Origin of the sequence: Micromonospora sp. WMMD987, assembly GCF_029581435.1 — a bacterium.
Lineage (GTDB): Bacteria > Actinomycetota > Actinomycetes > Mycobacteriales > Micromonosporaceae > Micromonospora > Micromonospora rifamycinica.
Map to the genome: position 1 here is coordinate 2620402 of NZ_CP120861.1, position 25491 is coordinate 2645892.

The window sequence follows — 25491 nt, forward strand, 5'->3', positions numbered from 1 at the left end:
CCGCCCGGCGCGGACGCCCCGGTCACCGTGGCGAGGTGAGGTGTCCACTGAAGCGGAGCTGGTGCTGCGCGAGTTCGGCGTCGATTCGCGGCGGTGCGCCGGCCTCGTCCTCCTCGGTGAGTTCGCAGTGGACGAACGTGGGGCTCGTGCACGTCCTCACCTCGCTGTGCAGCAACTCCCGGAACTTGCTCAGGTCGTCGACGTGCCAGACGCCGGTGTATCCGGCGGCTTCGGCCAGGGCGGTGAAGTTGATGCGTCGCGACGGGACCTGCTGGCCGCCGGTGGACGCGTACCGGCCGTCGTCGAGGACGAGGTGCAGGAGGGGGAGGTGGGGCAGCGCGCCGGCGGTGAGCAGGCAACCCGGGTTCATGGCCAGTGCGCCGTCACCGTCGACGACCACCACGAGCCGGCCCGTCGACAACGCGATGCCGGTGCCGATGGACGCCGCGAGGCCCATGCTGCCGGTCATGTAGAAGTGGTTCGGCCGGTCCGACACGTTCCTGGCGATGCGGCAGGAGTAGCCGGTGGTGAAGATGATCGGGTCGGCGGACGTCGCCTCGATCAGCGCGCGGATCGCCGCTGTCTTGTTCATGCCTGCCACCCGAGCAGGGCCGGCGGGACGAGCAGGGCCGCCGGTTGCCGGCGCTCGACCACGAGCCTGCCGGCCCAGTCGGCCTGCGCCGCCAGGTTCTCCTCCTCGAGGTGGACGGTCGGGATCCCCGCCTCGCGGAGCAGTGGTTCGGTCAGACGACCCATGACGATGTTCTCCGTGGTGAAGTCCGGGGGGACGCCGCGCAGGCTGACGATGAGGAGCATCGGGATCCGGTACGGCACGACGAGGGACGCGAGGGCGTTCACCGACTGACCGAGGCCGGAGTTCTGCATCAGGACCACCGGGCTCCTCCCCGCCATCGCGGCGCCGGCGGCGACACCGACCGCGTTGTCCTCGCGCGAGACGGTCCACAGGTTCGCGGTGGCCTCGAGCCGGCTGTAGAGAGGCGCCAGGATGCCGCAGGGAGTGCCGAAGAACGGGGCGAACTCGCGCTCCAGCAGTGCGTCGGACAGGGCCGATGCGCAGTCGGGAACCGCCATGAACCCCTCCTAGCTGAGGTAGTCCTCGGCCCCGCCGGTACGGACGGTGTCGAGGGTGAAGCAGTGGAAGCCGCCGCCGAACAACCGGCGGTGGCGGTGCTGCGCCGGTACCACCGTGAACCCGTGGTCCTCCAGGGTGCGGATCAGCGTCTTGCAGGCGTCGTTGACCAGCACGGTGTTCTCGTCGATCGACAGCAGGTTCAGGTCGATGTACGGGCTGGCGGGGATGGGGTCGTCGTTGTCGTACTGCGGGTAGTCGCTGACGTCGGGCACCGGGGAGACGATCAGGTCCCACGTGCGCAGCCGCTCCGGCAGGAAGTCCAGTACCCGCTCGGACCTGATGAGCAGGGTGCCCGGTCGCAGCGGGATCACCACGCTGTCGATGTGGCTCTGGGTCAGTTTGTGCATGCGGTGGACGCGGAAACGCCCGGCCAGGTGCCGCTCCAGCCAGTCGTACGCCAGGGCGTGGTTGGCGTTGGAGATGTTCACGATCAGGTCGCGGCCGAGCCGTAGACAGTTCGCGCCGTCGATCATGATTTCCGGGCCGACGTCGTACGCGGACGGCCGGGGGTCGACCGGCACCTCGATGTTGGGGGCCGCGTTCGCGACGTTCTCCGGGTCGAACGAGGCGTCGGTCATCATCGGCCGGGGCATCGTCGTCCAGCGGGCGCCCTCGGCGAAGTACCTCATGAAGATCGGCTTGAGGAACTGCGTCTCGAAGTACCTCGCCCGCAGGGTCGGCGGCGTCTCGATGATCTCGTCGCCGAGGATCAGCGTGTTGTCCCGCACGTTCAGCGGGGGCGTGACCGGGGCCGACCACGCGGGGGTCGCCACGTCCGCGGGTCGCGGGTCGAGTGGCATCGGCCTGAGCACCCGCACCCCCAGGGACTCGAGGATGGCCGCGATGCCCTCGACGTCCTCGATCAGTTCGCCGAGGAAGCGCTTCTTCGTCGCGAGCCGGTGCGGTTCGTTGCGGCTGGCCCGGGATGCGCCGTCGTACCAGTCGGTGATGCTCGGGTAGTACCCCTTGGCGCCGGTGAGGTTGTCGCTGACGAACATGTCGAACGACAGGTCGTCGATGCGTTCGAGGTAGTTCGTCGCGGAGCCGAGGACGACCTCCTTGAGCGGTGAGAAGTCGTCGTAGCTGTTCAGGCGCATCGGGAAGATCCCCTCCTGGTGAGGCGGTGGCAGGCGGTCACAGTGCGGTGGCTTCGAGCACCACGTTCTTGAGCGAGTCGTCGTCGGTGTCGACCTCGTGCATGTCGCGGAGGGTCACCTCGTCGAAGTCGCCCGTGGAGTAACAGCCGGAACCGTGCACGACGATGTCGTCCTCCGGCACCAGGTTCCGGTCGATGGCGTTCAGGATCCCGGTCACCGCCATGATCAGCGACCACTCGCGGAGCGCGGTCGGATTCGCCGGGACGGACACACCCGCCTCGCCCAGCAGGGCGCGGGCCTGGCCGTACCGTTCGAGGCACTCGGCGAGTGAGACGACCACGCCGCCGCCGCCCTGGTCGTGGATGAGCGAGTTCATCCGAGTGGAGGTCACCGGGGTCCTGGTGTAGAACGTCGGGTCGAGCGTCTCCCGGGGGTCGAAGGTGACGGTCGGGAAGTGCGGGTCCTCCTGCTGGACGTAGCGACCGGACTGCGGGTCGTAGGAGTAGTCGGGCAGGTGGCTGCTGTCGAACTCGCCGTCGTGGTAGAGGCTGATCACCATGTCCGGCGCACCGAGATGCTGCACGAGGAAGTAGCGCGAGGGGAGGCCGGTCCCGCCGAACCGTTCCCGGCCGTACGCGTGCCCGAGCAGTCCGTACGCGCTGGACACGGCGTGCACGTGCAGCCGCGGTCCGGCTGCGGCCGGGGGGAAGAACTCGTCCTCCGCCAGCGCCCGCACCACGTCCGCGGCCAGGTAGTTCTCCAGCTGGAGGGTGTACCAGAGATGGGTCTCGGCGCTCTTCTCCAGGGCCTCGCCGTGGGTGTCGACCATGTTCCGCGCGATCGTCTTCACGGTGCCCGGCACCTCGCCCCGGTAGACCGCGATGGGGTTGCGCGCGCGCAGGTGCGGGTCGGTGAGCAGTTCCGACGCCCGGATCTTGTGCACCGAGCCGGCCGGTACGACGACCGCCACGTTGAGCTGGTCGGGCGTGACCAGTCCGGTGCTGATCGCCCGCAGCACCGCGTCCCGCATGGCGACGGCCTTGTTGGCGGAGGACGGCGTGATGATCGTGACCCGCTCGCCGGTGCGCTGGATGTACCGGACCGCGCGGGCGACGATGACCAGTGAGGCGAAGGTCTTCGTCGTCATCGTCCCGGGGTTACGGGTGAGGTCCAGCAGTGTGAGGTTCCTGCCGCGGTACCGCCCCAGCCGGGTGTGCCTCAGTTCGGAGGCCGACAGGTACTCGCGCATCGCGGGCGTCAGTTCGGGCAGCTCGACACCGGGCGTGAACTCGCTCGACGCTGAATTGCCCGACAGTGTTCGCAATGCATCCTGAACCTGCGGGTAATAGTGTGCGAGAGCGTTCTCGAGAAGCATGTGGACAGCCTTCCGGAATTCCGCGCTGATTTCGGTGGTCGATGCTATTTGGTGCCCATGCTGAGGCCGTGCTCGAAGGGCAGATCGCGGACGGTGGTCACGTCGCGGAAGCCCACCTGGCTCAACCAGCGCTCGTAGTCCGCTGCCGGATAGGCCATGCCCTGCCCGCTCGCCAGCACATTGAAGTACAGGCCGAGGCGGGCCGAGAAGATGCCACTGGTCTCGTCGTCGGAGACGTTGTAGCCGTAGAGGAAGACACGCCCACCGGCCGGCAGGACGTCATGGGCCTTCTTCAGCATCGCCAGGATCTGCTCGTCGGAGAAGATCTCCAGTACGTGGCTGAAGAGGACGGCGTCCGGGCCGAGGGGGAAGTTGTCGGTGAACATGTTGCCGGCGAGAAGGTCGACCCGGTCGGCCACCGGGGTCGTCTTGCCGTCGGCGATTCGGGACACGCTGGGAATGTCGAAGATCGTCGACTTGAGCTGGGGGTGGCGTGCCGCGAGGCGGATCGACGTCGTGCCGTCGCCGCCGCCGACGTCGAGCAGGTGCCGCACCTCGGTGAACTCCGGCCGTTCGACCAGCGCGTCGACGGAGCGCAGGGTGAAGGCGCTCATCGCCCGGTGGAACACCGCCTCGAGGTCAGGGTTGCGGGAGAGCCGCTGGTAGAGCGTGGGTTCGTCGCCGGGGTAGGCGTCGAGGGCGGTGTTGGTACCCGCGCGCAGCGCCTTCGTCATCTGCCCGAAGGCGGGGTAGTAGACCTCCTTCCAGCCGACGATGATGTGTGCCCAGCTGTCCTCGTCGTCGGAGGCGAGGAGGTCCTGGGCGACCGCCGAGTTGGCGTACCGGCCGTCCCGCCTGGTCAGCAGTCCGGTCGAACAGACCGCCTGGAGGAGGACCCGGAGCTGATGGGGCGGGAGTTTCGTGAACTGGTGGATCTGGTCGAACGTCGCCTCCGTCCGGTCGGCGAGGAGATGGAAGACCCCCAACTCGACGGAGGTGGCCACCGCGTTGAACAACGCGGGAGCGTTCATCAGGAACTGGAAGCGCTCATAGACCGGATCGCCATCGTGGGCGGCATGCATTAACCCCACCTCTCCCGTGCAGGCTGGCAAGAATTCCCGATGGAAAGTATTTTTCCGCGACATGCCGCAGGCGATCGGTCGCGCGGATGGTTGTCGCGTTTGAAATGCGGATTCGTGTCGCGGAGACCCCCGTTCACCTCTCCTGATCGTGCCTGATCATTGAGAAGTTTGAATAGATTGACCGCGTTGGCGAGCCTACCCGAAGGCCGAAAGGCCCAGCATCCCAATTGGTGTGACGTGGATCACATTTACGGAGGTGATTGTCTGTGATTAAGTGGTTACGAACCCCTCAGGCACCTAGATCGACTAATGGAAGGTGCCTTGTGGGTCATCGTCTCGGCGCACCCCTCGACATCGCCGGTGAGACCGAACTACTGGTACCGCGGGTGTCCGGCGCGGACTAATTGGATGCGGCCCCGGGGGAGTGCATGCAGCTCAACAGCTTTGACGAGTGGTCGCCGCTGAAGGAAGTAATTGTCGGCTCGGCCGACAACTACGTATCGCACGACCGTGAGCTGTCATTCGACCTGTTCTTCCACGACAACATCAGGGAGAACCGGTCCTTCCGGACCGAGTGGTACTACCCCCGCCTGGCGGCCCGCGCGGCCACCGGACCGGTGTCGGAACCCGGCCGGGTGCCGATCAAGGCACGGTACGTCGCCGAACTGTGCGAGGACCTCGACGGCATCGCCAAGACCCTCGAATCCCTCTCGGTGACCGTCCACCGGCCGACCACCCTGGACACGTCCACGGTGGAGGTCACCACACCGGCGTGGTCGGCGGCCGTCGTCCCACCGCTCAACGTGCGGGACAACACCCTGATCCTGGGCGACGAGATCATCGAGACGCCACCGATGATCCGGTCGCGGTACTTCGAGACCCAGCTACTCAAGCCGATCTTCGCCGAGTACTTCCGGCGGGGTGCGCGGTGGACCGTCATGCCGCGGCCGATGATGACCGACGCCTCGTTCGACCTGTCCTACGTCCGGACCGGCACGGCGGGCGGCCCGACCGAAGCGATCGGGGATCCACGCCCGTCCCCGTACGACGTGGGGTTCGAGATGATGTTCGACGGCGCCCAGTGCCTGCGACTGGGCCGGGACATCGTCGCCAACGTCTCGACGGCCAACCACGCCCTGGCCTGCGACTGGCTCGAACGTCACCTCGCGGGACGGTTCCGCGTCCACCGGGTGTACCGGCTCAGCGACAGCCACATCGACAGCATGGTGCTGGCGCTACGGCCGGGCACCCTGCTGGTGCGCTCCGCCGAGGTGATGGAGAAGCTCCCCGCGCCGCTGCGTGCCTGGGACCACATCGTCGCGCCCGAGCCCGACGGCGACAACTTCCCCCGCTACGACGACGACGACCTCATCCTCACCAGCCCGTTCATCGACCTCAACGTGCTCTCCGTCGACCCGGAGACGGTCCTGGTCAACGAGGCGTGTCCGGAGCTGGTCCGCACGTTGGAACGGCACGGGTTCACCGCCGTGCCGGTCCGCCACCGCCACCGCCGGTTGTTCGGTGGGGGCTTCCACTGCTTCACCCTGGACACCGTCCGCCAGGGCGGCGCGGAAGACTACCTAAGCTGATGGGCGGTCAGCGGCCCTGCCACCGTGGCTCGCGTTTCTCGACGAACGCGAGCGGACCCTCGACGGCGTCCATGCTCCCCATCCGTTGTTCCTCCCAACGGAACCGGGTCGAGAACGCGGTCTCCAACGCCATGGTGGGCGACTTCGTCGCCGCCTCCTTGATCGCCCGCACGGAGAGCGGCGCGCACCGCAGGATGTCGGCCACCCACCCGTCGACGCAGGCGTCGAGCCCGTCGGCGGGCACCACCTCGTTGACCAGGCCGAGTTCGAAGGCCCGCTGGGCGGTCATCGGCCTACCGGTCAGCAGGTGTCCCATCGCGGTGCGCCAGGGCAGCTGCCTGGTCAACCGGAACACGCCGCCCGCGCCCGCCATCAGGCCCAACCGGGCCTCCGGCAGCGCGAACGTGGCATCGGTCGACGCGACCACGATGTCGCAGGCCAACGCCAGCTCGAAGCCACCGCCCATCGCGTACCCGCGGACCTTGGCGACGACCGGCTTGGCCAGGTCGAACCGCTCGGTGAGCCGGGGCCAGCCCGGCTTGCCCCGGCTGCCGAAGGTCGCGGTGCCCGCGGTGCCCGCCCGCACCCGGCCGGCCAACTCCTTGAGGTCCTGCCCGACGGAGAAGGCTCTGTCGCCGGCGCCGGTGAGCACGGCGACCCACAGTTCGTCATCGGCCTCGAAATCGTCCCAGACCCGGGCGAGTTCCTGGTGCATCCGCAGGTCCATCGCATTGAGCACCTCAGGCCGGTCGAGGGTCACGACGGCGACATGACCGTTCTTGTCGTAACGCACTCCACGGGACATGGCAGCGAGTCTAGCCGGCTCGACTTTCATGGGAAGGAATAGGTCCATGCGGCTCGGGGTGAAGGAGCGGGTCGATTCCCCGCGCATTGTCGGCGTCGGCACCGCGGTACCGGACACGTCATACAGCCAGGGTGAGCTGCTCGACGAATTCCGGATCACCGACCCGCGGATCCGGTCGGTCTTCCTCAACAGCGCGATCGAACGCCGGGGGCTCACGCTGCCGCCCCGCGGACCCGACGGTTCGCGGTGTGTGGAAAGCCAGGGCGACCTGCTGCGCAAACACGTCGCCAACGGTCTCGCCATGGGCACGGGAGCCGTCGCGGCGTGCCTCGACGCCGCCGGCGCGACGCTGTCCGACGTGCGTTACCTGTGCTGCGTCTCCTCGACGGGATTCATCACGCCCGGATTCTCCGCCCTGCTGATCAAGGAACTCGGTCTCAGCGTGCACTGCTCGCGGCTCGACGTGGTCGGCATGGGGTGCAACGCGGGCCTCAACGGCCTGACCGCGGTCGCCGGCTGGGCCACGGCCCGCCCCGGCGAGCTGGCGCTCATGGTCTGTATCGAGGCCTGCTCGGCGGCGTACGTCTTCGACGGCACGATGCGTTCGTCGGTGGTCAACAGCCTGTTCGGCGACGGTGCCGCGGCGGTGGCGGTGCTCCGGCCGGACGGCGACGTCCCCCCGGGCCCCGCGCTCCTGCGCTTCTCCAGCTGCATCATCCCCGATGCCATCGACGCGATGCGGTACGACTGGGACGACGGCCACGGCAAGTTCAGCTTCCACCTCGACCAGGACGTGCCGTACGTGGTCGGCGCGCACGCCGAGACCGCGCTCGCGAAACTGCTCGACGGAATGGATCTGCGACGCTCCGACATAGCGCACTGGATCATCCACTCCGGTGGCAAGAAGGTGATCGACTCCGTACGCGCGAACCTCGGCCTGTCCCGACACGACGTACGGCACACGACCGGCGTTCTGCGGGACCACGGGAATCTGTCGAGCGGGTCCTTCCTCTTCTCCTACCAGCGTCTGCTCGCCGAGCAGCGCGCAGCGCCCGGAGAGTTCGGCGTCCTCATGACGATGGGACCGGGATCAACTATCGAAATGGCCCTGGTGGCCTGGTGACGGAAGGGGAGGCCGCCACGATGAGCAGGCACCTCGAATTGACAGGCGTCTCCGACGGGCTCGGGCTCGTCCTGACGGTCGACGTGACGCGACCGCTCGCGGAACTGACCGATGCCGTGAACGCGACCTGCGAGCAGGTGGAGAAACGCGCCGGGCGGACGGTCGTCGTCCTGCGGCTCGACGGCACGGCGGCGCAGAGCCGGGTGTGGCCGGGCGAGGTCGGGATCCGCGACGTCAACCGGTGGGAACGGGCGGTCCGCAGGCTCGAGCGGCTGCCGGCGGCGAACGTCGTGGTGGCCAGCGGCCCCTGCGGCGGGCCCGCGCTGGACCTGCTGCTGGCGGTCGACTTCCGCATCGGCGCACCGGACCTGGTGCTCCTGCTGCCCGTCAACGACGGGCACTTCTGGCCGGGCATGTCGGTCTACCGGCTGGTCCAGAACCTCGGCGTCGCCAGGGCCCGCCAGATCGTGATCTGGGGAATGGACATCTCGGTGGCGAAGGCCTCCGAACTCGGCCTGGTCGACCAGGTCAGCGAGGACCTCGACGACGCCGTGCACACCGCGACCGTGTTGATGGGCCGGGTGTCCGACCAGGAACTCGCGGTGCGCCGGCAACTGCTGCTCGAAGCGTCCGCCGCCGAGTACGACGACGCGCTCGGCGTGCACCTGGCCGCGTGCGACCGCGAACTGCGCAGGCTGGCCGTGGGGGCCGCGTCGTGACCACGACCGGCGCCCCGGTGTGGGAGGCGGCGGCCCCGGACCTCTCCGGCGTGCTCGACGACGACGCGCGGGCGCTGGCCGGGTACGTCGCCGCGGGCGAGCGGGCGCTGGCCGGGCTGCCCCCGAAGGCAGGACGTGACGGCCCGCAGCGGCAGGCCGCGGACCGGGTCCACACCGCCTGCCGGGCGGCCCGTCGCACGTTCCTCGCCCGGCACGTGGACGCCGTCTACGACCTGCTCACCGACGGTCGCACCAGCCATCTGCGGCTGCCCGCACTCGTCCGGGCCGCAGCCGAGCGGTTCCCGGGACTCGTGCCGTCGACCGCCCAGATGGCCGCCGAACGGCGGCACGTGCAGGCCGACAAGGAAGGCAGGGAGATCGACCAGGGCATCTTCTGCGCCGCGGTGCTGCGGTCGGCCACGGCCGGGCGGCACCTGATCGACGCGATGCTGAGGCCCACACCGCGCGCGCTCGGGCTGCTCGCCGACTTCCGGCGCACCGGTGTGGCGGAGTTGGACGCCGTCCTGGTCGAACGCCGGGGACACGCCGCCGAGGTCACCTTCCGCAACGCCCACTGCCTGAACGCGGAGGACGCCGGCCTGATCGCCGACCTGGAGACGGCGGTCGACCTGACCCTGCTGGACGACCAGGTGCGCGTCGGGGTGCTGCGCGGCGGGGAGGTGGACCACCCCCGCTACCGGGGCCGGCGGGTGTTCAGCGCGGGCATCAACCTCAGTGAGCTGCGCGACGGCGCGATCCCGTTGCTGGAGTTCCTGCTGGGCAGGGAACTCGGCTACGTCAACAAGATGTGCCGTGGCCTGCTGGTCGACGTGGCCGCGGGCACCTGGTCGGACCGTACCGTCGCGAAGCCGTGGCTCGGCGTCGTCGACTCGTTCGCCATCGGTGGTGGCATGCAGCTGCTGCTCGTCCTCGACCGCGTGATCGCCGAACCCGACGCCTACTTCAGCCTCCCGGCGGCCGAGGAGGGCATCGTGCCGGGGCTGGGCAACCTCCGGCTCACCAGGCTCACCGGGGCGCGGCTCGCCCGCCAGGTGGTCCTGGGCGGGCGGCGTATCCCCGCGGCGAGCGCGGAAGGCCGGCTGATCTGCGACGAGGTCGTCGAGCCGCAGGACATGCGGGACGCGATCGACCGCGCGGTGGAGGAACTCGGTGCCCCGGCCGTGGCCGCCAACCGACGGATGCTCGTGCTCGCGGAGGAGCCACTGGACGTGTTCCGCGAGTACCTGGCCGAGTTCGCGTACGCCCAGGTGCTCCGGGCCTACAGCGACGACGTCCTGGCCAAGGTCGAGCGGCGTTGGCAGCGCAGGGGAGCGCGCCGATGAGCGCCGCGTGGCTCGACCAGGACTCCCTGCACCCGTCGCTGCGGGATCCGCTGCTGGGGTCGATCGGCTTCCTCAACGAGGTGATGGGCCGGTTCCCGGACGCGATCTCCTTCGCCCCCGGCGCACCGCACCCGGACTTCCTCACCGAGATCGACATCCAGCGGTACACCGGACGTTTCCTGACCCACCTGCGTGACGAGGGTCGTACGCCCGCCCAGGCGCAACGGCTGCTCTACGAGTACGGACCCGGCCGGGGGATCATCAACGGCGTCGTGCGCGACGCCCTGCACCGGGACCACGGCATCGACGTCGACCCGGACGCCATCGTGATCACCGTGGGGGCGCAGGAGGGCATGCTCCTGGTGCTGCGCGCGTTGTTCCGCTCCGGCAGCGACGTGCTCGCGGTCGTCGACCCCTGCTTCGTCGGGATGACCGGGGCCGCACGGCTGCTCGACATCGAGCGCCTCGCGATCGGGGAGACCCCGGCGGGAATCGACCTCGACGCGCTCGCGACCGGCTGCCGCAACGCCCGGCGGGCGGGCAGGCGGATCCGGGCGTGCTACGTCGCGCCCGACTTCTCCAACCCCGGTGGCAGCCGGATGACCCTGGCCGCCCGGCGGGAGCTGTTGGCGCTCGCCGCGCGCGAGGACTTCTACGTGCTGGAGGACGACGCGTACGCGTTCACCGCGCCGTCCGACGAGCAACTGCCGCCGCTCAAGGCGCTGGACGAGGCCGGGCGGGTCATCCACATCGGCACCTTCGCCAAGGTGTGCTTCCCCGGCGCCCGGGTCGGGTACGTGGTCGCGGACCAGCGCGTGGGTCACGACGGGAAACGGCTCGCCGACGAACTCGCCACCATCAAGACCATGGTCACGGTGAACACGTCACCGCTGTGCCAGGCGGTGATCGCGGGCATGCTGCTGGAGCACGGCCGGTCCCTGCTGGAACTCTCCAGGCGCAAGTCCGCGCTCTACCGGCGCAACCTCCACCACCTGATCGGAGCGCTCGACACGCACCTCGGTGACGTGCGTCCGGACCGGGTGGCGTGGAACCGGCCGCACGGCGGCTTCTTCGTCCGGATGCGCCTGCCGGTCCCGGTCGACGTCGACCTGCTGGAGCGGTCGGCGAGCAAGTACGGCGTGCTCTGGACCCCGATGGCCCAGTTCTACCTCGGTGGTGGGGGCGAGCGGCAGCTGCGCCTGTCCTGCAGCTACCTCGACACCGACCAGATCGACACCGGGGTGCGACGGCTGGCCGATTTCGTGAAGGAAGAGGTGAGGGCATGAAGCCGGTTCCGTTGCCGACGGCGCGGATCACCCCGTTCGACCCGCCGGCCGAGCTGGCGGAGTACCGCCAGGAGACACCGATCCGGCCGATGGTGTACCCGGACGGGCACGTCGGCTGGCTGGTGACCAGTCACACACTGGCCAGGAGGCTCCTGTCCGACCAACGGTTCAGCGCACGCTCGGAGTTCAAGCGGGCACCGGTGGCGCGACCGAGCGCGGATCCGTTCTTCGGTGCGCCGGCGCTGCCCGGCTGGCTGGTGGACATGGACGCGCCGGAGCACACCCGGCTGCGGCTGCAACTGGCCGGGAAGTTCACCGCCAGGCGGATGAAGGACATGCGGCCGTTGCTGGAACGGATCGTCGACGACCAGCTCACCGTCATGGAGAAACACGGGCCTCCCGCCGACCTGGTGTCGTCGTTCGCGCTGCCGGTGCCGTCGCTGGCGATCTGTGAGCTGCTCGGGGTGCCGTACCACGACCGGGCCGAGTTCCAGCGCAACAGCGCCACCCTGTTCAGCCTGGAGGCCAGCGCGGAGGACGCCTCGCGGGCGATGGACGAGCTGTACGCGTTGCTGCGGAAACTGGTCGTGGACCGGGACACCGACACCGGCGGGCTGCTGGACATGCTGGCGGCGGAGGGCACGCTCGCGATCGAGGAGATCGTCGGGATCGGGGTGCTGCTGCTCACCGCGGGGCACGAGTCCACCGCCGGCTCACTGGGGCTGAGCGTCTTCACCCTGCTGTCGCACCCGGCCCACCTGGCCCGGCTCCAGGCGGAGCCCGAGGTGATCGACAACGCGGTGGAGGAGCTGCTCCGATATCTGACGATCTTCCACTTCGGGGTACCGCGCACCCCGCTGGAGGACGTCGAGTTCGAGGGGCACCTGCTGCGGGCCGGCGAGTCGATCACCATCTCGCTGCCCGCGGTGAACCGGGACCACCGCTGGTTCGCCGAGCCGGACCGGTTGGACTTCGACCGCAGGACGGCCGGGCACATGGCGTTCGGCTACGGCATCCACCAGTGCCTCGGCCAGAACCTGGTGCGCATGGAGATGCGCGTCGCCCTGCCGGCGATCATCCGGCGCTTCCCCCGGCTGGCACTGGCCGTCACGCCGGACGAGGTGCCGTTGAAGACGAACGTCAGCGTCTACGGCGTCCACGAGCTGCCGGTCACCTGGTGACGAAGGAGGGAACACGTGCGCATCCAGGTCGACAGCGACTCCTGCGTCGGCTCCGGGCAGTGCGCGCTCGCGCTGCCGGAGGTCTTCGACCAGGACGACGCCGACGGCAGGGTCGTGCTGCTGGACGACCGGCCGCCCACCGAGCTGCACGGCGCGGTGCGCGAGGCGGCGAGCCGCTGTCCGGTCCGGGCGATCACGGCGCAGTGACGAGAAACCGATCCAGTGTCGAGGAGCCGATCCAGTGACGAGGAACCGATCCAGTGTGTGAACCGCTCGCCCCGGCCCGCGTACCCCTTCTTCGACGGCTGCGCCTGCACGCCGGCTACCACTGGCGCAACAGCGGGCACCCGCTGCTGACCACGGCCCGGGTCGCCTGGGACACCAGGGACTGGGCACGGTTCCCCGCCGTACGCTCGGATCTCGGCGGCCTGTCGATCTCGTACTCCGGGCTGCCGGAGGGCCTGGCCTACACGCTCGACTTCACCGAACAGCGCCGCGGTGCGGACGGGGAGCGGGCGGCGGTACGCCGCACCGCCACCCTGCGGGGCCGCGACCTCAGGTCGGCCGACCGGCTGCCGGACGCCGACATCACGATCCTCGGCACCAGTGCGGCGCGGGCCCGACGGATGCCCGCCGCCGCGTCGCTGGTCCTGCCGATGCGCGTGCACTTCGTGGTGGACTTCGACGACGACGCGGAGGCGGTGCTCGGCCGGATCTCGAAGAACGAGCGACGCAACTTCCGCAGGAACGCGCGTCGGCACCGGTGGAGTGGCGAGATCGTACGGGACGCCGCGTGGTTCGACCACTTCTACGAGCACTACTACAGCGCCACGATGCGCAACCGGCACGGCGACCGGCAGCGCACGGAATCCCGGGAGTCGGCGTACGAGTGCCTGTTCCGCGCCGGCCGGCTGTTCGTGCTCACCGAGGACGGCGAGCGTGTCGCCGGACGGATATGCCACTGGAACCCCGGGACCGGCGTGCTGACGTCGCGGCTGGTGGGAGTGCGCGACGGTGCCGACGTGTACTACGCGAACGGCGCGTTCAAGGCGATGAACGTCCTGCTCATCGAGTGGGCGGCGGCCAACGGGGTGCGTCAGCTCGACTTCCAGGGGACGGAGCCCTTCCTCAGCAAGGGCACGTACCAGTCGAAGCGCCTCTTCGGTACGCGCGTGGTCCTGCCGCCCAACCACTTCGGTGGCAAGCGGTTGTGGCTGCGGGTCCGACGGGACACCCCGGCGGTGCGCGACTTCCTGGTGGCGAACCCGTGTGTGGCGGAGACGGAGCAGGGCGTCCTGGAGGCCGTCTACTTCCACGACGCCCGACGGCCCCCACGGCTCGACTACCCCGCGAACTCTCCGGGCGTGCGGGGCGCCCGCCACGTCGACCTCGACGACTTTCTCGCCGCCGTGCCCGAAGGATCGTCGACGAGGAGCGTCAGCGCATGACCACCAGCGGACTGTCGTCGGCGCGGGTGGCCGGGGTCCTCGCCGAGCACCTGCGGGACATCCCCATGGGTGGCTTCCCCATCGCGGCCGAGCCGGTCGTCATGCCGTCGGCCGAGTACCGGGAACTGCTGGCGGTCACCCGCCGCCTGGTCGAGCTGTCGCAGCAGACGGTGCTGCGCCTGGCGCCGGACCTGGCGGGCCGGATGGCCGCGCTGCGGGTCGACCCGGCCGGATACCAGCGGGCGAACCCGGACGAGGCGTTCGAGCTGCGGCACGCCGGTGACGTGGTCCGCGCCGACGTCGTCATCGGCGGGGACGGCCCGCGCTTCGTCGAACTCAACGTGGGCGCCGGCATCGGCGGCATGGTGCAGTTCGAGCAGCAGCGCCGCGCCTGGCAACGTGTCCGGTCGGCGGCGGGGCTGCCGCCGCTCGTGGGCGAGGACATCTTCGCGCTCTTCGCCGCCCTGCTCAGGAGAACCTGCGTCGAGCTGGGCCTCCCGCCCGGCGCCCTGCTGATCGGCACACTGGCGGATCCCGGCAAGCGTGGCCGGGTCAACGACATGCAGGTCCAGCTGTTGGGCGAGCACGGCCTGCCCGCCCGCTTCGCCCGACTGCCGCACCTGCTCGACGAGATCCGGCCGACCGACCTGCTGGGCGTCGTCCAGTTCTGCGAGGACGAGGCGGAGCAGCTCGGCTGGGACGCGACGCCGCTGCTGACCGCCATCAAGAGCGGGATGCACGCGACGCCGTCGCAGACCTCCCGGCTCGTCGACTCGAAGAAGGTCCTGGCCTGGCTCTCCGAGGGCCTGCCGTGGATGTCCGGGCGGGACCGGGAGCTGGTACGCCGCTTCGTGCCGTGGAGCAGGGTGCTGGGCGAGCGCCGGGTGCGCTGGCGGGGTCGCGGGTACGAGCTGCCCCGGCTGCTCGTCGAGCGGCAGGAGGACTTCGTGCTCAAGGGCGCCGCCGGCCTGTCGTCGCTGGAGGTGTTCTTCGGCGCGAACACCGCGCCCGAGCGTTGGGCCGAGCTGGTGCGGACCGGCACGGAATCCGAGTACTACGTGGCGCAGGAACTCGTCACGCCTGTCCGCCACCCGGTGCGGGTGATGCTGGACGAATCCGGTCGCACCGACGAGGTGCTCGCCAACCCGGTGATCAGCCCGTTCTGCGTCGGTGGCGTGCCCACCGGTTGTCTCATGCGGTTCGACACGGCCACCGGGCCGGGCGCGGTCACCGTGAAGAGCGGCGCCATGCTCGGCTGCCTGCTGGGGTCGGCCGACCGATGACCGTGCTGTGGTGTCGACCGGAAGGTGCCCGGTGATGAGTGTCGGCGTACGGGAACGCGAGGACGCGCGGCAGGGCTGGCGCGATTTCCGGTGGCTGTGGGGCGGCCAGAGCGTCAGTCTCGTCGGCGACCAGGTGCTGATGCTCGCCCTGCCGTTGGCGGCGACGCAGGCGTTGGGCGCCAGCGCGTTCGACGTCGGCCTGCTGGCGGCGGCGGTGAAGCTGCCGTACCTGGTGATCGGGCTGCCCGCCGGCGTCTGGGTGGCGCGGGTGGGACTGCGCCGGTCGATGATCGGTGCGGACGGGATCCGCGCGCTGGCCGTGCTGTCGGTGCCGCTGGCCGGCTTCGCCGGGGTGCTGAGCTTCGCGCACCTGGTGGCGGCCGCGCTGGTGACCGGCGTGTGCAGCGTCTTCTTCCAGATCGCCTACCAGTCGTACGCGCCGTTGCTGATCGCCGACAGCGACCGGCTGCACGCGGCCAACACGCGGCTGACCCTGTCGGAGTCGATGGCGTTGCTGCTGGGACCGGGTCTGGCGGGCCTGGTGGTGGGCCTGACCGGAGCGGTGCGGGCGATGCTCGCCGACTCCGCGACGTTCCTCGTCAGCATGGTCACGTTGCTGCTGATCCGCCACCGGGCGGCGCCGGTGCCCGTGGTGGACCGTAGGCCGGTCTGGCAGGAGGTCGGCACCGGGATCCGGTTCGTGCTCCAGCAGCCGCTGCTCCGCCTGATCATGGCGTCCGGCCTGGTCTACAACTTCGGCATCGCGATGTACATGGCCATGGTGGCGATCTTCGCGGTCAACCACCTGCACCTGTCTCCGGTCGTCTTCGGTCTCGCGGTCGGCATCGGCGGAGCCGGCTTCCCGGTGGGCACGCTGCTGGCCCGGTGGCTGACCCGGCGGTTCGGCATCGGACCGACCCTCGGGATCGTCACCGTGCCGATCGTGGCGGGGCTCGCCACCACGGTCTGCGCGTTCGGCGAGTACGCCGCGGTGATGATCAGTGTCGGCACGTTCGTCTACGGGGCGGGCTCGGGGGCCTTCAAGACCAACGCGTTGACGATCCGCCATCTGGTGACCCCCGACCACCTGTCGACCCGCGCCACCGCGGTGCACCGGTTCGTCACCTGGGGCGTCATGCCGGTGGGGGCGGTCGCCGCCGGCATCGTCGGCGACCGGTTCGGGCTGCGGGTCGTGATGGTGACGTCGGTGGCCGTCGTCGCGACGTGCCTCGTTCCAGCACTGAGCAGACCGATGCGCCGAGCGAAGCGTCTGACCCGGCCCACGGCCGCGTGACTTTTGGGGAGAGAGCACATGTGTGGAATCGTGGGCTGGGTCGACTTCACCCGTGACCTCGGCGAGGACGTCGAACTCATCCGGGAGATGACCGGGACGATGCGGCGGCGCGGTCCCGACGACCACGGCGTGTGGGTCGACCGGCACGTCGCGCTGGGGCACCGCCGGCTGGCCATCATCGATCTCGTCGGTGGCCGTCAGCCGATGGTCGCGCCGGACGCCGCGACCGTCCTCAGCTACAGCGGCGAGGTCTACAACTTCAGGGAACTCCGTGCCGAACTACAGGGGCGGGGGCACGTCTTCGTGGAGCGCTCCGACACCGAGGTGGTGCTGCACGCCTACCGCGAGTGGGGTCCGGCCTGCGCCGAGCGCCTGGTCGGCATGTTCGCGTTCGCGGTGTGGGACGCGCCGAAGAGGAAACTCGTGCTGGTCCGCGACCGGCTCGGCATCAAACCCCTCTTCTACGCCCCCCTGCCGCACGGCGTGCTCTTCGCGTCCGAGCCGAAGGCCATCTTCGCCAACCCGGCGTTCCGCCCGGTGGTGGACGAGGCGCTGCTGCCGGTCCTGCTGAACCGGCGGCTCGCGCTGCCGGGCCAGACCCCGTTGCGGGGACTGCACGAGGTGAAGCCGGGGCACGTCGTGACGGTGGACCACGCGGGCGTACGGCAGGAGTGCTACTGGCGGCTCACCACCGACCCGCACACCGACGACCTGCCCACCACCGTGGGCAACGTGCGGGACCTGCTCCACGAGGTGGTGCACCAGCAACTGGTCGCCGACGTGCCGATCGCCACGCTGCTCTCCGGCGGGCTGGACTCCACGGCCACCACCGCGATCGCCGCGCGCGCCTTCGCCGCGCGGGGCGAGGGCAGGCTGGCCACCTTCTCGGTGGACTTCCCCGAGGACGAGGCGTCGTTCCGCCCGACCGTGCTGCGGCCCGAACGGGACGCGCCGTACGCCCGGATCGCGAGCGAGCGGATCGGTACGGACCACACGGTGGTCGCGCTGTCGGCCGCGGCGGTCGCGGACGCCCGCCCGTCGGCCATGCGCGCCATGGACCGGCCGATCAGCGGCCAGTTCGACGCCTCGATGTACCTGCTCTTCGCGGGGGTACGGGACCGCACCGACGCCCGCGTGCTGCTCTCCGGCGAGGCGGCCGACGAGGTCTTCGGTGGATATCCGTGGTTCCACGACCCCGCCACCCTCGGCGCGGACACGTTCCCGTGGCTGGGCGACGCCCCCCGGCTGTGGCGGTGTCTGGCGCCCGACGTGGTCAGGCGGATCCGGCCCGACGATCTGGAACGCGACCACTACCGGCGACTTCGTGCCGCCGTACCCCGGTTGCCCGGTGAGGACCCGGCGCAGGCGCGGGTCAGGGAGGCCCTCTTCCTCAGCCTTCAGGGGCCGCTGTCCGTGCTGCTGGAACGCAAGGACCGGCTGAGCATGGCCTCGGGCCTGGAGGTCCGGGTGCCGTTCTGCGACCACCGACTGGTGCAGTACGTGTGGAACACGCCCTGGTCGATGAAGACGGCCGACGGCAGGGAGAAGAGTCTGTTGCGGATGGCCGTGGCCGACCTAGTGCCCGAGGAGGTCCTGCTGCGCAGGAAGAGCGCCTACCCGGCGATGCACGATCCCGGGTACGACGCCCAGGTGCTGGGCGCGGTCAACAAACTCGTCGTCGACGAGACCTCGCCGCTGTACGGCTACCTCGATCCCGAGCGCGTCCGCGCACTGATCGAATCGGGGAACCGGACCATGACCCACGTCAACGCGGCCCACCTGGTGCTGCCGTTGCTGGAGATCGACACCTGGATGCGGGCGTACGGCATCGGGGTGGGCCGGTGACGACGGGCCGACGGCCAGCCCGGTGCCCCGCTACCCCGGAAGCGGCGGGCACTCCAGGACCTCGATCCAGTTGCCGGGGAACAGTCGCAGGTGGGGGTGGCCGGAGAAGATCCGGACAGCCTCGTCGTGCGAGTTCGCCTCGATGATGGCGTAACCCGTCTTGCTGTCCGTGAAGTCGTCGCTCCCGCCGGCGGTGACCCGCTTCTTCCTGAACAGCGGTGCGCCGTTGTCGACGAGCGCGCCCTCGTGATCCTGCGCCCACCTCGCCCAGGCGTTCATGAACGCGGCCTGCTGCTCGTCACTCACCTCGGACTTGGCGGCGTCATCGGCGGCACCGTGGTAGAGGGCAAGGAATCTGCTCACCTCCGTAGGTTAGTGGATCAGCCAGCCGCCCTCGGCGCGTCCGACCCGGGCTGAGCACCGCGGCACCGGGGCGACACCTCGTGCCGGCCTCGCGGTGCCGGGCGGACCCCTGCCCGTGCCTGCGGCGGCTGCCCTGTCGGCTCCCGGATCCCCCCGGGCGTGTCGCTGGCTATCGCAAATGGAAACCGTTATCGTCTTCTGGTCCGGAGTCGTCGAGCGTCGGGAGTGCGCGATGGGCCATGTGTTGCTGGTCGAGAGCTGGGTCGGTGCGATGAGCACCCTGCTGCCCCGGGCGATCCGGGAAGCGGGCCATCGGTTCACGTTCCTCACCAGGAACCTGCACCACTACCTCCGCCAGAGCGACGACCCGCAGGCGCATCCGTTGCTCGACGCCGACAACGTGATCACCACCGAGACCAACGATCCGCGACGGCTGCTGCCGCACGTCCGCCAGCTGCACGAGGTGCTCCGCTTCGACGGTGTCGTCACGTCCTGCGACTACTACCTCGGCACGGTGGCCCGGCTCGCCGCGGACCTGGGCCTGCCGGGCGCACGACCGGAAGCCGTCGAGTGCGCCTACCGCAAGGACCTGGCCCGGCAGCGGATGCAGGCGGCCGGCCTGCCCGGCCCGGCGTTCGCCGTCACCGGGGACTGGGCGGGCACCGAGGAGGCCGCCCGAGCCCTCGGCTTCCCCCTGGTCGTCAAACCCGTCGACCTGTGCGCCGGGATGTTCGTCCGGCTGGTGACCGACCGGACCCAACTGCGCGACGCGTTCGACGCCCTCGACGCGTTCCCGGTCAACGCCCGGGGTCAACGACGCTCACCGCTGGTACTCCTGGAGGAGCTGCTGACCGGACCCGAGGTCAGCGTCGAGACCGTCACCGTCGACGGGACGACGACCGTGCTCGGCGTGACCGACAAGAGCCTCGCCGGTGCGCCGTGGTTCGTGGAGACGGGGCACATGTTCCCCGCCGCCCTCGACCCCCCGACGGCCGACGCGGTGCGCGAGATGGCCGTCGCCGCCCTCGCCGCGGTCGGATTCGACCGGGGGGTGGCGCACACCGAACTACGACTCACCCCCGCCGGACCGCGGGTGGTGGAGATCAACCCCCGCCCGGCCGGCAACCGGATCACCGAGCTGGTCCGGCGGACCACCGCGGTGGACCTCCCCATGGTGTACGCCCAGCTCGCCGTGGGTGAGGAGCCGGACATCACGGTGGCCGACACGGGCGTCCGCAGCGCCGCCGTCGCGTTCCTGCTGCCACCCCGCGCCGGCACCCTCGCGGCGGTCGAGGGGGTGACCACAGTGGCCGCCGCTCCGGACGTCGTCGAGTGGGCGGTGAAACCCGTCGGGCACCGCACCGGCGACGCGGTGAGCAACAACGACTACCTCGGTCACGTCATGACGGTCGACACCACCGGTCCCGGCGCCCGGACCCGGGCCGACGACCTGGTCGCCGGCCTCGGCGTCCGGTACACCGACGAGCTGGCCGAGGCACTCCCGTGACGCCGCCGCCGGCCGGGGCCGGCACGCAGCTGACGTCGGTGCCGGATCTGATCGACGCGGTCCGGGCGGGCCGCTTCGGCCCCGACCCGACCACCGCCCGGGTCACCGTCGCGTTCACCACCCGGCAGGGTGCCCGGCACGCCGGCCGCGCCCGTGGCTACCGCAACCACGTGTTCAGCCTGCGGGTGGACGCCGCCGTCGGCTCCTGCGCGACGGAACCCGACACGCTGCCCGACGAGGTCGCCTACGACTGCGTCGGCGCCAGCGTCGCCGACCTGCTCACCCATCCCGTGCCGGCGGTCCGCGTCGCGGCCCTGGACGCCTACCTCGCCACGGTCCACCCGCACCCGCACGCCGCCTGCGACCCGGTGACCATCCCGGCCGGGACGTCACTGGCCAAGTCGACCGCCCGGGCCGCCGCCGTGGTGGACCTGCTCCCGGTGGGACCGGGGCAGCGGGTCCTGGTCGTCGGAGTGGTGAACTCCCTGCTGGCACAGCTGCGTCGCCGGGGCGTCAGCTACCTGCCGTGCGACCTGGCCGGCGGCAGCACCGAGTGGGGGGAGCCGTGCCTACCGGACGCCGCCGCGGTGCTGGAGGAGTGCGACGCGCTGCTCGTCTCCGGCATGACCCTGGGCAACGACACGTTCGCGCCGCTGCTGCGGCACGCCCGCACCACCGGGAAACCGATGGTGGCCTTCGCCCAGACCGGCAGCGCCGTCCTGCCGTGTTTCCTCGGCGCGGGGCTGAGTGGCCTGTCCGCCGAGCCGTACCCGTTCTTCTGGCTCGACGGCGCAGCGACGACGGTCTACCACTACCGTGCCGCAGCCGGGTCACCGTGCTGACCGCCCCCGCGCCGGCCACCCGGGCACCGCACCTGCTGGGCCTGCTGGGCCGCTCCCCGGTCACGTTCGTCGACACCCCGCTGCCGCACCCGCACGGCGGCTTCCACGCCAAGGTGGAGCACCTCAGCCCGGGAGGCATGAAGGCCCGCGCCGCCGTGGCCATGCTGCGGGCCGCCCGACGGCGCGGTGACCTCCGCACGGGCGCCACCGTCGTGGAATCCACCAGCGGCACGTTCGGTCTCGGCCTCGCGTTCGCCGGGCAGGCCCTCGGTCATCCGGTCGTCCTCGTCGTGGACCGCGAGATCGAACGGCCGATGCGGGCGCTGCTGACGGCGCACGGGGCCACGGTCGAGGCCGTGGAGCACCCGCACCCGGTCGGTGGTTGGCAGCAGGCCCGCCTGGACCGGCTGCACGAGGTGCTGGCCCGCACCCCCGACGCCTACTGGCCCGACCAGTACCACAACCCGGACAACGCCACCGGCTACCGCACCCTCGCCGACGAACTGACCGGTCAGGTCGAGGCGGTGGACGTGCTGGTGTGCAGCGTCGGCACCGGCGGGCACAGCGCCGGCCTGGCTGGAGCGCTGCGCCGGCACTGGCCCGGTATGCGGCTCGTCGGGGTCGACACCGTCGGCTCGACGATCTTCGGGCAGCCCGCGCGGCCACGGCTGATGCGCGGCCTGGGCAGCAGCATCTTCCCCCGCAACGTCGACTACGCCGCCTTCGACGAGGTGCACTGGATCGGCCCGGTGGAGGCGGTGGACACCTGCCGCCGGCTGGCCCGCGCGGCGTTCGTCACCGGCGGCTGGAGCACCGGGGCCGTCGCCCGGGTCGCCGCCTGGGTCAGCCGGATGCAGCCCGGCGCCCGGGTGGTCACGATCTTCCCGGACGGCCCCCACCGCTACCTCGACTCGATCTTCGACGACGCCTACTGCGCCCGCCACGGGCTGTTCGCCCCGGCTCCGGACCATCCGATCGAGATCCCGTACCCGGACGCCGTCGAGGTGACCCGGTGGAGCCGCTGCCGGACCGTCCTCGATCCGCTGCGCCAGCCGGCGGTGCCGGCATGAGGCTCGACTGGCGCAGCTACCCGCTGCGGCTCCGCGAACCGCTGCGGATCTCCCGCGCGACGATGCCCGGCCGGACCGCCGTCCAGCTCGACCTGTCCCACGACGGCGGCACCGGTCACGGCGAAGTGGTGACCAGCGTCTACTACGGCCTGGACCTGGCCACCATCTGCGGACTGCTGACCGGGCTGCGGCACCGGGTGCGTGCCTACGGTGAACCCGAGACGCTGCTCGCCGAGCTGCCGGCGCTCGCCGCGCAGCTGCCCGCCGGCGTGCTGGCAGCCCTGGACGCCGCCGTCCACGACCTGCTGGCCCGGCGGGCCGGAGCACCGTTGCACCGGTGGCTCGGCCGACCCACCCCCGCCCCGGCCGCCACCGCCCGCACCATCGGCCTCGTCGCACCCGGGCACGCCCACACCACCGCGCGGGAGCTGGCACGACGCGGCTTCCAGCTCGTCAAGATCAAATGTGGGGACGCGGCGGACCTCGCCCGGATCGCGGCGGTCCGCGCCGCGATGCCGCACGCACGACTCCTGCTCGACCCCAACGGCGCCTGGACCCCCGAGCAGACCGTACGGCTGCTCGACACGCTGCGACCCCACACCATCGACGCCGTCGAGCAGCCCATCGCACCCGGCACCCCGCACCTGCTCGCCTGGATCAGTGCCCGTACCGACGTGCCGCTCATCGCCGACGAGGACGCCGCCACGGCGGACCATCTCCACGCCCTGGTGGGCGCGGTGACCGGTATCAACGTCAAGATCGCCAAGTGCGGCGGCGTCCACGCCGCCCAGCAGATCGCCGCCACGGCCCGGACCCACGGCATGGATCTCATGCTGGGCTGCCTGGTGGCCAGCTCGCTGGGCATCGCACCGGCGGTGCACCTCACCGACGACGCCCGCTGGATCGACCTGGACGGGCACCTGCTGCTCGCCGACGACCCGTGGACCGGCATCGGCGGCCACGACGGCATCCTCCGGCTGACCGGCGAACCCGGCCTCGGCGTGCGGGCGGCCCGATGAACACCTGGACCACCCTGCGCAGCTTCCCGCTGCCGATCCGACTGCTGGTGGTCAACCAGTTCGGTGTCAACGTCGGCTTCTACCTGCTGCTGCCCTACCTCGCCGGCTACCTGGCCGACGACGTCGGCCTCTCCGCCGCCGTGATCGGCATCGTGCTCGGTGTGCGGAACCTCAGCCAACAGGGCCTGTTCCTGCTGGGCGGCTCGGCCGCCGACCGGCTCGGTGCCCGGGGCGTCATCATCGCCGGCTGCGCCCTGCGCGCCGTCGGCTTCGGACTGTTCGCCCTCGGCACGGCACTGCCGGTGCTGCTGGCCGCCTCGGTCCTGTCCGGACTGGCCGGTGCGTTGTTCAACCCGGCCGTCCGCAGTTACCTGGCACAGGCCGCCGCCGACCGGCGGGCCGAGGCGTTCGCCCTGTTCACCGTCTTCGCCAGTGCCGGTGCGCTGCTCGGACCGCTGCTCGGCTCCGCGCTGCTCCTGGTCGACTTCCGGGCCGCCGCGCTGACCGCCGCCGCGCTGTTCGCCGCGCTCACCGTGGCGCAGGCGGTCTGGCTACCCGCCCCACCCGCCACCACCCGCGGAGCGACCGTCTGGCAGGACTGGCGCACCGGCCTCACCGACCGCCGCTTCCTGGCCTTCAGCATCGCACTGGCCGGCATGTTCGCCCTCCAGACCCAGCTCTACCTGATCCTGCCGGTGCAGGCCGAACACCTCACCGGGCACCCGGCGGCGGTCGCCGTGCTGTTCGTCGCCTCCACCACCGTGACGCTCACCCTGCAACTACCGCTGAACCGCCGGCTCCGCCGCCGGAACCGTGGCGCGAGCATCACCGCCGGAATGGCGGTCATGGGCGCCGGGTTCCTGCTGCCGCTGCTGCGCGTACCGTCGCTGTCGCCGGTGCTGCGGCTGGTGCCGGTACTGGCCGCGGCCGTCCTGCTCACCCTGGGGGTGATGATCGCCCAGCCGTTCGTCCTGGAGCTGATCCCCGCCTTCGCCGGACCCCACCTGACCGGCACCTACTTCGGCCTGTTCTACCTGGTGTCCGGGGTCCTCGCCGCCGGCTGCACCGCCGCCGTCGGCGCGACCGTGGGCACCGCCACGGGGACCGGGGTGCCACCGGCGGCGTGGCTGCTCACCGCCGCCGTCGGGGCGGCCTCGGCGGGCGCGGTCTGGCTGCTGCGCCTCGACGGCCGCCGTACCGCAACCTCCACACCGACCCCGGCGGGCGTGTCATGAGCGACGGGAACCTCCTCACCGACAACCCGGAGCTCTACGAACAGCAGTTCCCCGACCCGGACCACCGTGCCGCCCGGTTCGTCGACGACCTCGTCCGCCGGTTCGCCGACCGCGTCGACCGCACGCCCCGGCTGCTCGACGTCGGGTGCGGCACCGGCCGCGACGTCGGACACCTCACCACCCTCGGCTACACCGCCGTCGGGCTGGACACGTCGGTGCCGATGCTCACCTACGCGCGGCGTCGCCACCCGGCCGTCCGGTTCGTCCACGCCGACCTGCGCGACTTCGACCTGACCGGCCCCTTCGACGTCGTCACCTGCCTGGACAGCGCCATGCTGTACTGCCACACCAACGCCGACCTCACCGCGTTCCTGCGCTGCTGCCACCGGCACCTGCGCCCCGGCGGGCTGCTGCTGGCCGAGATGCGCAACGGCGCGTTCTTCCTCGGCGGCACCGAACTCCTCGACGGCCCCCGCACCCGCACCGTGACCTGGCGCGGCGTCCCCTACACCTCCGCGACACGGCTGTGGATCGACCACGGCGGGCAACTGCTGCGCCGCGAACGGGTCTGGACCTGGCCGGCCTGCCCGCGACCGCTGGTGCAGACCTCGGCCTGGCGGCTGCTGTTCCCCGCCGAGCTGCGCTACCTGCTCGACACCACCGGGTTCGACGTGGTGGCCCTCTTCGACACCCCCGGGCCCCGCACCGACCCGCCCTGGCAGCCGACCGCCGCGCTGTCGCCCGCGCTGTCCGGCGACCGGCTGCACCTGGTCGCGCGCCGCCGCGCCGACCCGGCCTGACCTCCCCCCGCCGCAACACCGCGGCACGACCT

The 25491-nt window shown here is 71.0% G+C and carries 24 protein-coding genes; 17 read left to right on the forward strand and 7 right to left on the reverse strand.

Translation table 11 applies throughout. The features are described 5' to 3' along the window. Positions 1 to 22: 22 nt before the first annotated feature. The 5 genes from O7612_RS11290 to O7612_RS11310 are packed head-to-tail and all read right to left on the reverse strand — an operon-like array spanning position 23 to position 4707. Positions 23 to 592, reverse strand: a complete 570-nt coding sequence (locus O7612_RS11290) for a thiamine pyrophosphate-dependent enzyme (RefSeq protein WP_282272861.1) — start codon at positions 590 to 592, stop codon at positions 23 to 25. After that, on the reverse strand, positions 589 to 1092 hold the full coding sequence (locus O7612_RS11295; RefSeq protein WP_282272863.1) for a thiamine pyrophosphate-binding protein: 504 nt from the start codon (positions 1090 to 1092) through the stop codon (positions 589 to 591). The genes O7612_RS11290 and O7612_RS11295 overlap by 4 nt, the downstream gene beginning before the upstream one ends. 9 nt (positions 1093 to 1101) lie before the next feature. Then, positions 1102 to 2250, reverse strand: a complete 1149-nt coding sequence (locus O7612_RS11300) for a glycine amidinotransferase (RefSeq protein ID WP_282272865.1) — start codon at positions 2248 to 2250, stop codon at positions 1102 to 1104. 37 nt (positions 2251 to 2287) lie between these two features. Next, positions 2288 to 3625 carry a DUF6002 family protein gene (locus O7612_RS11305; protein ID WP_282272867.1) on the reverse strand — a complete coding sequence of 446 codons (1338 nt, stop codon included), beginning with the start codon at positions 3623 to 3625 and terminating at the stop codon, positions 2288 to 2290. Between the two features lie 44 nt (positions 3626 to 3669). After that, complete coding sequence (locus O7612_RS11310; protein ID WP_282272869.1) at positions 3670 to 4707, reverse strand: methyltransferase; 1038 nt, start codon at positions 4705 to 4707, stop codon at positions 3670 to 3672. Positions 4708 to 5135: 428 nt separating this feature from the next. On the opposite strand from O7612_RS11310, the gene O7612_RS11315 reads away from it, so the two are divergent. Continuing rightward, positions 5136 to 6296, forward strand: coding sequence for a glycine amidinotransferase (locus O7612_RS11315; protein ID WP_282272871.1), 1161 nt, complete (start codon positions 5136 to 5138; stop codon positions 6294 to 6296). Between the two features lie 7 nt (positions 6297 to 6303). Here the strand turns inward: O7612_RS11315 and dpgD are convergent, their stop codons facing one another. Beyond that, a complete protein-coding gene (gene dpgD, locus O7612_RS11320; RefSeq protein ID WP_282272873.1) occupies positions 6304 to 7101 on the reverse strand; it encodes an enoyl-CoA-hydratase DpgD in 798 nt (265 codons plus the stop codon). Positions 7102 to 7147: 46 nt separating this feature from the next. On the opposite strand from dpgD, the gene dpgA reads away from it, so the two are divergent. The 10 genes from dpgA to asnB are packed head-to-tail and all read left to right on the forward strand — an operon-like array spanning position 7148 to position 18623. Then, on the forward strand, positions 7148 to 8224 hold the full coding sequence (gene dpgA, locus O7612_RS11325; protein ID WP_282272875.1) for a 3,5-dihydroxyphenylacetyl-CoA synthase DpgA: 1077 nt from the start codon (positions 7148 to 7150) through the stop codon (positions 8222 to 8224). Next, the gene (gene dpgB / locus O7612_RS11330; protein ID WP_282272877.1) at positions 8221 to 8943 is read left to right on the forward strand and encodes an enoyl-CoA-hydratase DpgB; all 723 of its coding nucleotides are present in this window, start codon (positions 8221 to 8223) and stop codon (positions 8941 to 8943) included. The genes dpgA and dpgB overlap by 4 nt, the downstream gene beginning before the upstream one ends. Further along, positions 8940 to 10286: a (3,5-dihydroxyphenyl)acetyl-CoA 1,2-dioxygenase DpgC gene (gene dpgC, locus O7612_RS11335; RefSeq protein ID WP_282272879.1), complete on the forward strand. Its 1347-nt coding sequence runs from the start codon at positions 8940 to 8942 to the stop codon at positions 10284 to 10286. Before dpgB ends, dpgC begins: the two co-directional genes overlap by 4 nt. Beyond that, complete coding sequence (locus tag O7612_RS11340) at positions 10283 to 11572, forward strand: PLP-dependent aminotransferase family protein (RefSeq protein ID WP_282272881.1); 1290 nt, start codon at positions 10283 to 10285, stop codon at positions 11570 to 11572. The genes dpgC and O7612_RS11340 overlap by 4 nt, the downstream gene beginning before the upstream one ends. Continuing rightward, the gene (locus O7612_RS11345; RefSeq protein ID WP_282272883.1) at positions 11569 to 12753 is read left to right on the forward strand and encodes a cytochrome P450; all 1185 of its coding nucleotides are present in this window, start codon (positions 11569 to 11571) and stop codon (positions 12751 to 12753) included. Before O7612_RS11340 ends, O7612_RS11345 begins: the two co-directional genes overlap by 4 nt. A 15-nt stretch (positions 12754 to 12768) precedes the next feature. Next, entirely contained in the window at positions 12769 to 12960 is a 192-nt protein-coding gene (locus O7612_RS11350; RefSeq protein WP_282272885.1) for a ferredoxin, read from the forward strand. 53 nt (positions 12961 to 13013) lie between these two features. Beyond that, entirely contained in the window at positions 13014 to 14201 is a 1188-nt protein-coding gene (locus O7612_RS11355; RefSeq protein ID WP_282272887.1) for a GNAT family N-acetyltransferase, read from the forward strand. Next, complete coding sequence (locus tag O7612_RS11360) at positions 14198 to 15484, forward strand: hypothetical protein (RefSeq protein WP_282272889.1); 1287 nt, start codon at positions 14198 to 14200, stop codon at positions 15482 to 15484. Before O7612_RS11355 ends, O7612_RS11360 begins: the two co-directional genes overlap by 4 nt. Before the next feature lie 34 nt (positions 15485 to 15518). Further along, positions 15519 to 16778: an MFS transporter gene (locus O7612_RS11365; RefSeq protein WP_282272891.1), complete on the forward strand. Its 1260-nt coding sequence runs from the start codon at positions 15519 to 15521 to the stop codon at positions 16776 to 16778. 18 nt (positions 16779 to 16796) lie between these two features. Continuing rightward, positions 16797 to 18623 (forward strand): asparagine synthase (glutamine-hydrolyzing), encoded by a 1827-nt coding sequence (asnB, locus tag O7612_RS11370; protein ID WP_282272893.1) that lies wholly within the window; start codon positions 16797 to 16799, stop codon positions 18621 to 18623. Between the two features lie 30 nt (positions 18624 to 18653). Here asnB and O7612_RS11375 read toward each other — a convergent pair whose 3' ends face one another. Further along, positions 18654 to 18986: a hypothetical protein gene (locus tag O7612_RS11375; RefSeq protein ID WP_282272895.1), complete on the reverse strand. Its 333-nt coding sequence runs from the start codon at positions 18984 to 18986 to the stop codon at positions 18654 to 18656. A gap of 178 nt (positions 18987 to 19164) precedes the next feature. Here O7612_RS11375 and O7612_RS11380 point away from each other — a divergent pair, with 178 nt between their 5' ends. From O7612_RS11380 to O7612_RS11405, 6 genes are read left to right on the forward strand one after another with little or no spacing between them, the layout of a single operon-like run. Next, complete coding sequence (locus O7612_RS11380) at positions 19165 to 20493, forward strand: ATP-grasp domain-containing protein (RefSeq protein WP_282272897.1); 1329 nt, start codon at positions 19165 to 19167, stop codon at positions 20491 to 20493. 38 nt (positions 20494 to 20531) lie between these two features. After that, complete coding sequence (locus tag O7612_RS11385; protein ID WP_282272899.1) at positions 20532 to 21335, forward strand: DUF364 domain-containing protein; 804 nt, start codon at positions 20532 to 20534, stop codon at positions 21333 to 21335. Then, on the forward strand, positions 21329 to 22405 hold the full coding sequence (locus O7612_RS11390; RefSeq protein ID WP_282272901.1) for a PLP-dependent cysteine synthase family protein: 1077 nt from the start codon (positions 21329 to 21331) through the stop codon (positions 22403 to 22405). Before O7612_RS11385 ends, O7612_RS11390 begins: the two co-directional genes overlap by 7 nt. Beyond that, positions 22402 to 23424: an enolase C-terminal domain-like protein gene (locus O7612_RS11395; RefSeq protein ID WP_282272903.1), complete on the forward strand. Its 1023-nt coding sequence runs from the start codon at positions 22402 to 22404 to the stop codon at positions 23422 to 23424. Before O7612_RS11390 ends, O7612_RS11395 begins: the two co-directional genes overlap by 4 nt. Beyond that, on the forward strand, positions 23421 to 24659 hold the full coding sequence (locus tag O7612_RS11400; protein ID WP_282272905.1) for an MFS transporter: 1239 nt from the start codon (positions 23421 to 23423) through the stop codon (positions 24657 to 24659). The genes O7612_RS11395 and O7612_RS11400 overlap by 4 nt, the downstream gene beginning before the upstream one ends. After that, positions 24656 to 25459: a class I SAM-dependent methyltransferase gene (locus tag O7612_RS11405; protein WP_282272907.1), complete on the forward strand. Its 804-nt coding sequence runs from the start codon at positions 24656 to 24658 to the stop codon at positions 25457 to 25459. Before O7612_RS11400 ends, O7612_RS11405 begins: the two co-directional genes overlap by 4 nt. The last annotated feature ends 32 nt before the right edge of the window (positions 25460 to 25491 follow it).